The sequence below is a fragment of the Caloramator sp. mosi_1 genome (genome assembly GCF_028622835.1).
Classification (GTDB): domain Bacteria; phylum Bacillota; class Clostridia; order Clostridiales; family Caloramatoraceae; genus Thermobrachium.
The window spans coordinates 1,828,759-1,840,844 of sequence record NZ_CP117677.1; the positions used below are offsets into that span (position 1 = coordinate 1,828,759).

Here is a 12,086-nt window from a genome sequence, read left to right on the forward strand (position 1 = left end):
GGAATGAGTATAGCAACAACAACTCTTGCAAGATGGTACAAAGATGCACAAGACGGTATAGTAGGAAATGATAAACTAGCATTAGATGAGATAGCAGCGGGATATGTAAAAACATATTGGGCAAATGGTCCTATAACAGATTCTGCACCAACTGCAACTGCTTTAGCTTTAGGTATTAAGTCAAATAATAAATTTGTAGGAGTAGATATAAATAAAAACCCAAAGGCTTCAATATTAGAAGCTGCAAAGTTAAGTGGTAAGGCAACTGGTGTTGTAGCTACAAGTGAAATAATGCACGCAACTCCTGCAGGTTTTACAGCACATTACCCAGATAGAAGTAATTATAATGCTTTATCGAAGCAACAAATATATAATAATGTAGATGTCGTTTTAGGTGGTGGTGATAGCTTTTTGCAAAAGAAGGTGGAGGCAAAAGAACAGATAACAAAGATTTAAAGGAAGAGATAAAGAGATTAGGATATGATTATGTTACTACTAAAAATGAAATGATGAATTCAAAGTCAAGTAAAATTTGGGGAGCATTTGCACCAAAGGATTTAGCTTACGATATAGATAGAGCTGAAACAAGACCAGAGGAACCTACTCTTGCAGATATGACAAAAAAGCTATTGAAATGTTATCAAAGGATAACGATGGTTTCTTTTAATGGTTGAAGGAAGTAAGATCGACTGGGCGGCCCACGCAAATGATCCTGTTGGAATGGTTACAGACACGCTTGCTTTTGATGAGGCTGTTAAGGAAGCACTTGAATTTGCTAAAAAGATAATAATACAGTAGTAATTGTATGTGCTGATCACGGGAATAGTGGTATTAGCATAGGAAATTTTGAAACAGGTTCAACATCAGATAAGAGATATAAATATGATGATATCTCATTTGTAGACAGTGTATTTAATATAAAAAATGCTAAGGCTACAGCAGAAAGATTTAATAAGATGATAGAAGGAAAAGATGATGCGACTATTTTAAGCTTAGTTGCAAATTATTATGGATATAATGATATAAATTCAGAGGAATTAGCAAAAGTAAAGGCAGGAAAAATTAATGAAGTTGTAAGTGCAAGAACAAGAATAGGTTTTACAACTGGTGGACATACAGGTGGGGATGTAATGTTGTATTGTTATGTACCGTTTGATATAGAAAGATTAACAGGTACAGTAGATAATACAGAAATTAATAGATATATGGTAAAAGTATTAGGATTAAATATAGATGAGGCAACAAATAAATTGTTCGTTGATGCTAAGGCAGAATATGAAAAAATAGGTGCGGAATATGAATTGGATTTAAAAGATAACGACAATCCAAAAGCAATAATTAAAAAAGATGATGTTAAGATGATTGTTAATGGCTATACAAATATTGTTGAAGTAAATGGTGAAGAGCAATATTTAAATGGTGTAACTGTTTTTAATGGAGAAAAATGTTTGTGCCAAAGCAGGCTGTTGAGCTGTTTGTTAAACAATATAACAATGCTAAACAAATAAAGGATAATTCAACGAATAATAATGAAGAAAGAAATAATCCAGATAACACTCAAAAGAATAAAAATACAATGTCACAAAATGGCAAGTTACCTAAGACAGGTTCTGCCTTTGACTTTGTAATAATTATGACTGGAGCGGTATTAATTATATTATTAGGTTCAATAATGATAGTTATTAGTGAAAGAAAATAAGGATAGTTAATTATATTTTATATTAAAAATTTAGTGTACAAATTGTAAAAACATCTTCAATTAGGTAAAATAAGATAATCTAATTGAAGATGTTTTATTTTTTATATAGGGACGGTTACTTATTTTATTACATAGGTTTGCATTTAGGGGATACGGAAAGGGATAGGCAATATTTTGTATTATGAGTATTTATATAACAATTAAATTATAAAAGGTATCAATAACGAAGTGGTTACTTCAAAATACGATCTTTAGTTTATTGTAAAGTATATTTTTATAACTGTGAAATAATAAGTAACCGTCCCCATTAAAAATAAGTGTTACTGTACAATAACAAAAATATAATTTAATATAAATAAAAAACAAAGGAGTGGTTGTATGGAAAGATATATTATTATAGTTTTTAAATTGATATTATCCTTTATATTAGGAGGAGTTGTTGGATATGAAAGAGAATTTAAAAATAGACCTGCAGGGCTTAGGACACACGTTTTGGTATGTCTTGGAGCAACTTTAGTTCAAATAATCTCTATTGATTATTATAGATTAAATTCTATTTATAGCTATGATCCTATGAGACTTGGAGCACAGGTAATAAGTGGTATAGGTTTTTAGGTGCTGGTACAATTTTGAAGGAGGGTGTGAATGTTAAGGGACTAACTACTGCAGCAAGTATTTGGTCTGTTGCCTGTATTGGTCTTGCTGTTGGTTCTTCACTATATTTTGAAGGCATACTTACAACTTTGTTTATTTACTTTTGTTTGAGATGGTTTAAAGGTATTGAAAAAGAATTATTCAAGGGAAAAGATATATAGTTTTTAAAATGATTGTAAAGGATGAACCAGGTGTTATAGGTGAAATAGCAAGTATACTTGGTAAGAAAAAAATTAATATAACTAATATAGAATTACAGAAAATAGATGACTATTATGTTGAAATAGAAATTGCAACAAACCTATTATATATGCAAAAACAACCGAAATAATTGAAATGATAGGCAATTTAAAAGGTGTAGAAACCATAAAGATGAAAGAAGAATGAACAAAATATTTTAAATATAAAAAATATTTGATAAAATAAAATTAGGTAAATTTATAGGGGTGAATGGCAGTGATAAAAAATTTTGATGAATTAATTGAAATTGTGAAACAACAACAAAGATGAAGCTTGCAGTAGCTGCTGCAGAAGATGAAGAGGTTCTTTTAGCGGTGGATGAAGCTACAAAACTTGGAATAATTGATGCTATTCTTGTAGGCAATAGGGAAAAGATAATAAAAATAGCAAACCAGTTAAATGTAGATATTAGTTCATATGAAATAATACATACAGATGTTTTAAAAGATGCAGCAAGAATAGCAGTTTCTCTTGTTGCTGATAATATAGCAGACTTTTTAATGAAGGGATTAATTGGAACAGCAGACCTTTTAAAGGCAGTTTTAGATAAGGAGAAGGGGTTAAGAGGAAGTGGACTTTTAAGTCACGTGATGGTATATAGTGTCCCAACATACCATAAATTATTATTTTTAACCGATGGAGGAATGGTTACATATCCAGATCTTTATCAGAAGGTTCAAATAGTAAACAATGCTGTTAAGGTGGCAAAGGCATTTGGAATAAATCCAATTCACGTTGCACCTTTATGTGCAGTTGAAGTGGTAAACCCTGATATGCAAGCAACATTAGATGCAGCAGCCTTATCAAAAATGAATCAAAGGGGACAAATTAAAGATTGTGTTATTGATGGGCCGCTGGCACTTGATAATGCAATTTCTTTAGAAGCAGCAAAACATAAGGGAATAGTAAGTCCTGTTGCAGGTCAAGCAGATATATTGCTTGTTCCTAATATTGAATCAGGAAATATTTTAGGAAAATCATTGACTTATTTTGCAAAGGCAAAATCAGCAGGGGTTATTATGGGAGCAAAATGTCCTATTGTTTTAGTTTCAAGAGCAGATACACACGAAGCAAAACTAAATTCCATAGCACTTGGAAGTTTAGTTGCAAATAATAAATAGCCTATATGGGGGATGAGGATGAAAAAAATAATGTCAGGAAATGAAGCCATTGCAAGAGGGGCTTGGGAGGCAGGATGTACGTTTGCAGCAGCATATCCAGGTACTCCAAGTACAGAGATATTAGAAAATATAGCACAGTATGATGAAATTTATTCAGAATGGTCTCCTAATGAGAAGGTGGCAGTAGAAGTTGCTTGTGGTGCATCTATTGCAGGGGCAAGAGCACTCTGTGCTATGAAACACGTTGGATTAAATGTAGCAGCTGATCCTCTTTTTACAATAGCTTATGAAGGTGCAAATGGAGGATTAGTTATTATATCAACTGATGATCCTGGTATGCACAGTTCGCAAAATGAGCAGGATAATAGATTATATGCACCTCACGCTAAGGTTGCAATGATTGAACCTTCGGATAGTCAAGAATGTAAAGATTACATAAAGTATGCGTTTGAAATAAGTGAAAAATATGATACTCCTGTTTTATTTAGAATTACAACAAGAATTGCACATAGTAAAGGGGTAGTTGAAGTTTCTGAAAGAGAAGAAGTTGAATTTAAACCATATGAAAAGAATGTTAAAAAGTATGTTATGATTCCTGGGCACGCAAGAATAAAACACGTTGAGGTTGAGGAGAGATTAAAAAGACTTAAGGAGTTATCTAATAATACTCCATTAAATAGAATAGAGTGGGGTGACAAAAAATAGGAATTATAACAAGTGGGATATCCTATCAATATGCTAAAGAAGTATTTGGGGATAATGCATCATATCTAAAGATAGGGTTTAGTTATCCTCTACCAGATGAATTAATAAGAAACTTTGCTAAAGAAGTTGATAAATTATATATTATAGAAGAAAATGAGCCATATCTTGAAAACTATATAAAGAGTATGGGAATTGATTGTGTAGGAAAGGATATAATACCAATCTGTGGTGAGTTAAATCCAGATATCATAAAAGAGGCCTTCTTTGGAAAAGAGGAAAAAGAAAAGTATAAATTAGATGTAAATGTACCATCAAGACCACCTGTATTATGTCCAGGTTGTCCACATAGAGGTATTTTCTATGTAGTAAGCAAATATAAAGATATTGTAGCTACAGGAGATATAGGATGTTATACTTTAGGAATGATGCCTCCGCTTAATGTGACAGATACAGTTATTTGTATGGGGGCAGGAATATCTGCTGCAATAGGATTTGAAAAGGTATATAAAATGGCAAATAGGAAGGGAAAGATATTTGGGTTTGTTGGAGATTCAACCTTCTTTCATTCAGGAATTACAGGTTTAATTGATGCAGTATATAATCAGAGCCCTATAGTTGCTGTTATATTGGATAATAGTATTACAGCTATGACAGGACATCAAGCAAATCCAGGAACAGGTAAAACAATAAAGGGAGAAATAACGCAGGTTGTTGATATATATAGTATTGTAAAAGCAGTTGGTGTTAAAGAAGAAAATATAAGAGTTGTTGATCCTTACGATTTAAAGGCCACTGAAGAGGCTGTAAAGGATGCATATAATTCAATAGAACCATTTGTAATTATAACAAAACAGCCTTGTGCTTTAATTAAAGAAGTGCAAAAAAGAGGGCAGGTAAATACTTAGTAATAAATCAAGAAAAATGTAAGATGTGTAAGGCTTGCTTAAGAACAGGTTGTCCTGCTATTTCAATAAGAAATAACAATGTAGTTATAGATAAGAATATGTGTAATGCTTGCACAGTATGTCAACAGGTATGTAAGTTTGATGCAATTGAAAAAGGGGAATTTTTAATGGTTAAAAGTATATTGTTTGTTGGTGTTGGTGGACAAGGAATTATTTTGGCATCAAAGATATTAACAGAGGGATTGCTAAAGTTCGGGTATGATGTTAAAATGTCTGAAGTTCACGGAATGGCACAACGTGGAGGAAGTGTTACAACACAAGTAAGATTTGGAGACAAAGTATATTCCCCTTAATTGGTGAAGGTGATGCTGATGTTGTTGTTTCTTTTGAAAAGGTTGAGGCAGTCAGGTGGATTAACTATTTAAAAAGGATGGTAAATTAATTGTAAATGATTATGAGATATATTCCTTACCTGTTCTTATAGGTAAGGAGGAGTATCCAGCAAATATTGAAAAAGAGCTTGAAAAGTCAAGAATACAATATAAATTGTTCAATGCTGCAAAAATAGCAGAGGATGTTGGCAATATTAAAACTCAGAATATGGTTATATTAGGTGCATTAGTTAAATCACTTGGACTTGAAAACTTAGATTGGGATGGAGTTATAAAAGATGTTTTGCCTGAAAAGTTAGTTGATATTAATATTAAAGCATTTAAAATAGGTCTCTCAATTTAGGGACGGTTACTTATTTATTTATAAAAGTAATCAACTTATGTTTAACTTAATCTATTATAGAAGATACCTACTTTTATAAGTTGATGATAAAATTTTTCTTTGACATAATTAGCAGTGGAAGAATATAAATAAAGCAAAAATAAGCTAAAATATTTAATGCAGTAAAACTTGGGAAACAATGTTGCTTTAGATATGGATAATCGAGTAACAGAAGTTACCTTGATCACGAAGTTGACTCTTCTTTAAGTGGTAGTAGTTCACAATTTAACTTTATTGATAAAGGTGTGGTTTTTACCACATCTTTTTATATATAAAAATTGTGATATTTGATCAACATAGGATAAACATACAATATTATTTATTAATTGATATTATAAACATAGTTTCAAATATAATGGTTATTATGGAATAAAGTAGACTCTACATTGGAAAAATAAGTATATAAAACAATGTGGAGGTGTTTTTATGCCAAGAATGGCAAGAGAAAAATCCTATGATTCTATATACCATATAATGGTAAAAAGCATTTCTGAGGTAAACCTTTTTAAAGATGATGATGATAAAATAAATTATATAAATTTTATTAAAAAGCACAGGAACAATTTGAATTTATTGTTTATTCATATTGTTTAATGGATAATCACGCTCATTTTATTATTGATGCAAATGGAGCAGATATTTCCAAAATAATGCATTTTATTAACTATAAATATGCAATGTGGTTTAATAAAAGGTATAGCAGACACGGACATCTTTTTCAAGATAGATTTAAAAGCAAAATTGTTAAGGATGAAAGATATCTTTTGCCTTAACGGCTTACGTACATTTTAATGCTACTGCAATTAAGGGGTATGAGGAACATCCAGAAGAATATCCTTTCTCTTCTTTAGGAATTTATTTAGGATTAAAGAAAGATGAATTTGACTTAATAGATGATAGGTTTGTTTTATCAATGTTTGGTTTAAATGATGTTAGTGCAAGGGCTCAATATAAAGACTTTATTTTTAAAGTTAAAAAAATTATTGATATACAAAAAGAAGAGTTTTTACAGGAACCTACAGAATATAGAAGTATGAGAAAGATTCTTGTAAGAGATTTTTCACCTGAGAAGATAATTATGATTATGATGCAAAGGCTTAATTTAAATAAGTATTCATTATTAAAGTATAGAAGGGATGGAGTTGAGGCTAAGGCTGTTTTGTGTTTTATATTAAGAAAGTTATGTGATTTAAAGTGTGCAGAGATATGCAGAATTTTTGGTAATATAGGTCAAGCCAGAGTTTCAAAATTATGTAGAATAGGAGCAGAATTAGTGCACAATCCAAAATATGAAAATATTATAAATGAAATATTCCAACAATCTATATAACTTAAATTATTATAAGGTATATGTATATTTTTATAAGCACATAGATTTTGAAAAATATAATAATAAATATAAAAATTTATCTAAGTAGAATGGACAAGCTATAATTAAAACAAACTCATATAATAATGGATTTATGTTAATTGTGCTTTAGGTTAAATGGATAATTTATGTGAATTAAATTGTTAGTATATTTTTCAATAGAATCAGATATTATTTGAATTTTATTAAAATGTTTTGTTTATTATTAAATATTATGTAGTGTTTTGGGGATTATATTAAATTTAAAATACAAGAAAAATAATAGATTTAATTATTTAAAAGTTTATAATGCAAATACATTTTTGTTTAAATAATAAGTAACCGTCCCTAATTTGAATAATTTGGTGATAAAAATGTGCTTAATAAATAAATTGAAATTTTGATATGACATTTATGATAAAAAGGATAATATTAAGTAGAAATTATAAAGATTAATAAATAAGTAACCGTCCCTTGATAAAACCTGGTCTTCTGCTAATATAAATAATAATAATGTTTCAAAAATAAGTAACCGTCCCTATGTTAATATAAATAATAATGTTTGAAAAATAAGTAACCGTCCCTATGTTAATAATGCTATAATAAAAATTATATGATAAAATAATTTAAAAACCCAAATCAAGGAGTGGTATATATGATAAAGATAATAGGTGACTATCATACACATACAATATACAGCCACGGTAAAGGAACAATAGAAGATAATGTTAAGGCAGCAATAAATAAAGGGTTAAAGGAGATCGTAATATCGGATCACGGTCCTGGTCATATGTTTTTGGTGTTAATTATAAAAAATTAAAGAAGATGAGGCAAGAAATAGATAAGCTTAATGAAAAATATAGAGATAAAATTAAAATTTATTTAGGAGTTGAGGCTAATATAATAAGTACTGAAGGAGATATTGATGTAACTGAAAGAGAATTAAAGTTAATTGATAAACTTTTAGTTGGCTTTCATAATGGAGCAAAACCTAAATCCTTCAAGGATTTTTACATACTTTATATTAAAAACAAAATGGCAAAGTACAACAAAATTTTACGAGAAGAATGTAGAAGAACAAATACAGAAGCTTTAATAAAGGCTATAAATAAGTATAAGATAGATATAATAACACATCCTGGTGCTAAGGTGGATATAGATACAAGAGAACTTGCAAAGGCGGCAGCAAAAGAGGAACTGCACTTGAAATTAATTCAAGTCATAGATTTTTAACATTAGATTATGTTAAAATAGCAATGGAAGAGGGTGTTATGTTTTCAATAGATAGTGATGCCCACAAGCCTCAAGATGTAGGGAACTTTGACTGGGCATTAAATGTTGCAAAACAGGCAAATCTTCCACCTACAAGAATAATAAATGCAGAAAAATAGTTAAGGAGGTCACTTATGCAATTTGTTATTGTTACAGGTCTATCAGGTGCTGGTAAAACTCAAACTATTAGGTGTTTAGAAGACATAGGATTCTTCTGTATAGATAACCTACCACCTGCATTAATTCCAAAATTTGCAGAACTATGTTATCAATCAAAGGGTAAAATAGATAGAATAGCAATTGTTGTTGATATAAGGGGTAGAAACTTCTTTGACAACATATTTACAGGGTTAAAGTCCCTTGAGGATATGGGATTAAAATATGAAATATTGTTCCTTGATGCACAGGACGATGTTTTAATAAAAAGATTTAAAGAATCAAGAAGAAACCATCCTCTATCATCAGGAAAAAGAATTGAGGATGCAATTTTAGAAGAAAGAAAACGACTTGAGGATATAAAATCAAAGGCGAGCCACATTATTGATACTTCAAGGCTTACAGTAAGACAGCTTAAGGAAGAAATAAATAAGATTTATATAATGGGTGAAAAATTTGAAAGTCTAATTATAACAGTTACATCCTTTGGCTTTAAATATGGAATTCCACTTGACTGTGACCTTGTTTTTGATGTAAGATTTATTCCTAATCCCTATTATATAGATGAATTAAAAAGACAGTCAGGAATAGATAAAGAAGTTTATGATTATGTCTTTAAATGGGATGAAACAAATAAATTTGTTGAGAAGACTACAGATCTATTAGAATTTTTAATACCTAACTACATAAAAGAAGGAAAGTCTCAACTTGTAATAGGAATAGGATGTACAGGTGGAAGACACCGCTCTGTTGCAATTGCAAATAGGATTTATGAAAATCTAAAAAACAATAATCATACTGTACTTATATCGCATAGAGATATAACAAAGGATTTAGCGGGAGATGGAAAGTGATGATAATATTCGAATGGTTTAGACCGGGTCTTAACATCAAAAGATGGATTTTGATGGGATTTTGTGGTCTATTGATATTTATTTTAGGTGTTTCAAAACTATTATTTAGAGGACTTATATACGACTCTTATTTTCTTTTGTTTTTATATATATCATTTATTGGAATAATACTAATGTATGCATCGATAAAACTTGCCTTTAAAAACCTAATGGAAATTATAACAGGTGTATCTGTAAATAAAGAGACAGTTTCAAATAAATTTTTGAGCAGAAAATGCAGATAAGAGGGCCTAAAATAGTTGCAATAGGTGGTGGAACAGGGCTGTCAACAATGCTAAGAGGACTTAAGGAATATACAACCAATATAACTGCTATAGTTACAGTTGCAGATGATGGTGGAGGTTCAGGTAAATTAAGAAGAACTTTAGGAATGCTTCCACCTGGTGACATAAGAAACTGTCTTGTAGCACTTGCACACACAGAACCCCTAATGGAAGAGCTTATGCAATATAGGTTTACAGAGGGAGAGTTAAAGGGACAAAGTTTTGGTAACCTTTTATAGCAGCAATGAATGGAATTTCTAATAATTTTGAGGATGCCATAAAAAGATGAGTGACGTCCTTGCAGTTCAGGGTAAGGTTTATCCTGTCACATTAACAGATGTTACTCTATGTGCAAAATTAAAAAATGGAGAAATAGTAAAGGGTGAATCTGTGATTCCTGAGGTTTGCTACGAAAAGAAGGAAAGAATAGATTACATTTATCTTGAACCTTGTGATGCAAAGCCACTGGATGAAGCAATTGCAGCCATTGAAGATGCAGATTGTATAATAATAGGTCCAGGAAGTCTTTATACAAGTATAATGCCTAATCTTGTAATAAAAGAGGTTGCAGAGGCTGTAAAAAAATCAAAGGCTATTAAGGTTTATATTTCAAATATAATGACACAGCTTGGAGAAACAGAAGGGTATAAGTTATCAGATCATCTAAATGCAATAGAAAAACACTGTGGAGGAAAATTTATTAACTTTATAATAGCGAATAATGGCAAAATACCAGAGGAACATTTCAAAAATATAAAGAAGATGGGCAAGAAGTTGTAGAAAATGATGTTGAGAATATTAGAGATACAGTTGATATAATATTTAAAGACCTTGTTTATATAAATGAAAATGGTCTTTTAAGACACAATACAAAGGTGCTTGCAAAAACAATAATGGAACTTATAATTAAATATGTTTTCCCTAATGATAGAAGAAGAGTGTTAGATTATTATTATTTAAGCGAAAGATTAAAGACAAAAGGTAGGTGATATAATGTCCTTTTCGTCTGTAGCAAAAAGCGAACTTTGCAGAATTCAGGACGAAAAGAGTTGCTGTCAGTTGGCGGAACTTTCTGCAATAATGAAGATGAGTGGAACAATTCAGATAAATGGTAAAAATGGATTAGGTTTAAGGGTTACAACTGAAAATCCAGCTATTGCAAGAAGGATTTTTTCATTGTTAAAAAATATATTTGGTGTGCATACGGATATAATGGTAAAAAGAATAGTACCTTTAAAAAGAATAATATCTATATGCTTTTGATTACACCAGAGATGGGTGCAAAGGATATATTATTAAAAACAGGAATACTAAAACAGCACTCAGATGGAACTTTAGGAATTTACCATAAAATTCATCCTGAAATTATTAAAAAATCCTGCTGTAGGAGAGCTTATGTTAGAGGAGCATTTTTAGGTGGAGGTTCTATTAGCAACCCAGAAAAGACCTACCACCTTGAGTTTGTAACAAACTCCCTTGAATATGCAGAAGATTTAATGAAACTTATAAATTCATATAACTTAACATCAAAGGTAATACAGAGAAAGAGCAATTTTGTTGTTTATTTAAAAGAAGGAGAACAAATTATAGACCTTTTAAATATAATAGGTGCCCATAATGCACTTTTAGAACTTGAAAATGTTAGAATTTATAAGGAAATGAGAAACAATGTTAATAGACTTGTAAATTGTGAAACAGCAAATTTAAATAAGACTGTTGATGCTGCAGTTAGACAGATAGAATCCATTAATTTTATTAAGGAAAAGGTTGGATTAAAAAAGCTTCCAGCAAATTTAAGAGAGATTGCAGAACTTAGACTAAACTTTCCAGATGTATCTTTAAAGGAGCTTGGGCAGATGTTAAATCCGCCTATTGGAAAGTCAGGTGTAAATCATAGATTAAGAAAAATAGAAAAAATTGCAGAAGAACTAAGAGATTCATAAGGGCTATGTTAAAAGCCCTTTTTTGATATAATTAATAGGCTCTTTGTCAATAGTTGGGGCGGGCATTAGATTAGAATGCCTGTCCTTTCTTA

8 protein-coding genes and 8 pseudogenes are annotated in these 12,086 nt (G+C 30.5%); all 16 read left to right on the forward strand.

Going from position 1 to position 12,086, the window contains the following annotated elements:
* Positions 1–3: 3 nt before the first annotated feature.
* Positions 4–674: pseudogene (locus PL321_RS12995) on the forward strand (alkaline phosphatase).
* A pseudogene (locus tag PL321_RS13005) lies at positions 667–1,508 on the forward strand (alkaline phosphatase). Before PL321_RS12995 ends, PL321_RS13005 begins: the two co-directional pseudogenes overlap by 8 nt.
* A complete protein-coding gene (locus PL321_RS13010; protein ID WP_273962334.1) occupies positions 1,451–1,699 on the forward strand; it encodes an LPXTG cell wall anchor domain-containing protein in 249 nt (82 codons plus the stop codon). Before PL321_RS13005 ends, PL321_RS13010 begins: the two are co-directional and overlap by 58 nt.
* 378 nt (positions 1,700–2,077) lie before the next feature.
* Positions 2,078–2,514, forward strand: a pseudogene (locus tag PL321_RS13015) (MgtC/SapB family protein).
* A gap of 8 nt (positions 2,515–2,522) precedes the next feature.
* Complete coding sequence (locus PL321_RS13020) at positions 2,523–2,684, forward strand: ACT domain-containing protein (RefSeq protein WP_273962335.1); 162 nt, start codon at positions 2,523–2,525, stop codon at positions 2,682–2,684.
* A gap of 125 nt (positions 2,685–2,809) precedes the next feature.
* Positions 2,810–3,714 (forward strand): annotated as a pseudogene (locus PL321_RS13025) (phosphate butyryltransferase).
* 18 nt (positions 3,715–3,732) lie between these two features.
* A pseudogene (gene iorA, locus PL321_RS21530) lies at positions 3,733–5,479 on the forward strand (indolepyruvate ferredoxin oxidoreductase subunit alpha); the annotation flags it as partial.
* Between the two features lie 12 nt (positions 5,480–5,491).
* Positions 5,492–6,059 (forward strand): annotated as a pseudogene (locus PL321_RS13035) (indolepyruvate oxidoreductase subunit beta).
* A gap of 465 nt (positions 6,060–6,524) precedes the next feature.
* Positions 6,525–6,692 carry a hypothetical protein gene (locus PL321_RS13040; RefSeq protein ID WP_273962336.1) on the forward strand — a complete coding sequence of 56 codons (168 nt, stop codon included), beginning with the start codon at positions 6,525–6,527 and terminating at the stop codon, positions 6,690–6,692.
* The gene (locus PL321_RS13045; RefSeq protein ID WP_273962337.1) at positions 6,692–6,871 is read left to right on the forward strand and encodes a transposase; all 180 of its coding nucleotides are present in this window, start codon (positions 6,692–6,694) and stop codon (positions 6,869–6,871) included. The genes PL321_RS13040 and PL321_RS13045 overlap by 1 nt, the downstream gene beginning before the upstream one ends.
* 140 nt (positions 6,872–7,011) lie before the next feature.
* Positions 7,012–7,428: a hypothetical protein gene (locus PL321_RS13050; RefSeq protein ID WP_273962338.1), complete on the forward strand. Its 417-nt coding sequence runs from the start codon at positions 7,012–7,014 to the stop codon at positions 7,426–7,428.
* A gap of 673 nt (positions 7,429–8,101) precedes the next feature.
* On the forward strand, positions 8,102–8,266 hold the full coding sequence (locus tag PL321_RS13055; RefSeq protein ID WP_273962339.1) for a PHP domain-containing protein: 165 nt from the start codon (positions 8,102–8,104) through the stop codon (positions 8,264–8,266).
* A 5-nt stretch (positions 8,267–8,271) separates the two neighbouring features.
* On the forward strand, positions 8,272–8,679 hold the full coding sequence (locus PL321_RS13060; protein WP_273962340.1) for a hypothetical protein: 408 nt from the start codon (positions 8,272–8,274) through the stop codon (positions 8,677–8,679).
* Between the two features lie 173 nt (positions 8,680–8,852).
* Complete coding sequence (rapZ, locus tag PL321_RS13065; RefSeq protein WP_273962341.1) at positions 8,853–9,728, forward strand: RNase adapter RapZ; 876 nt, start codon at positions 8,853–8,855, stop codon at positions 9,726–9,728.
* Positions 9,728–11,040 (forward strand): annotated as a pseudogene (locus PL321_RS13070) (gluconeogenesis factor YvcK family protein). The gene rapZ and the pseudogene PL321_RS13070 overlap by 1 nt, the downstream one beginning before the upstream one ends.
* A 4-nt stretch (positions 11,041–11,044) precedes the next feature.
* Positions 11,045–11,994: pseudogene (gene whiA, locus PL321_RS13075) on the forward strand (DNA-binding protein WhiA).
* Positions 11,995–12,086: the final 92 nt, after the last annotated feature.

What these genes read in the sequence shown, in the direction of transcription:
- PL321_RS13060 (WP_273962340.1), top strand. Translation starts at nt 8,272, where the DNA reads ATGAGGCAAGAAATAGATAAGCTTAATGAAAAATATAGAGATAAAATT.
- rapZ (WP_273962341.1), top strand. Translation starts at nt 8,853, where the DNA reads ATGCAATTTGTTATTGTTACAGGTCTATCAGGTGCTGGTAAAACTCAA.
- PL321_RS13040 (WP_273962336.1), top strand. Translation starts at nt 6,525, where the DNA reads ATGCCAAGAATGGCAAGAGAAAAATCCTATGATTCTATATACCATATA.
- PL321_RS13050 (WP_273962338.1), top strand. Translation starts at nt 7,012, where the DNA reads ATGTTTGGTTTAAATGATGTTAGTGCAAGGGCTCAATATAAAGACTTT.
- PL321_RS13055 (WP_273962339.1), top strand. Translation starts at nt 8,102, where the DNA reads ATGATAAAGATAATAGGTGACTATCATACACATACAATATACAGCCAC.
- PL321_RS13020 (WP_273962335.1), top strand. Translation starts at nt 2,523, where the DNA reads ATGATTGTAAAGGATGAACCAGGTGTTATAGGTGAAATAGCAAGTATA.
- PL321_RS13045 (WP_273962337.1), top strand. Translation starts at nt 6,692, where the DNA reads ATGGATAATCACGCTCATTTTATTATTGATGCAAATGGAGCAGATATT.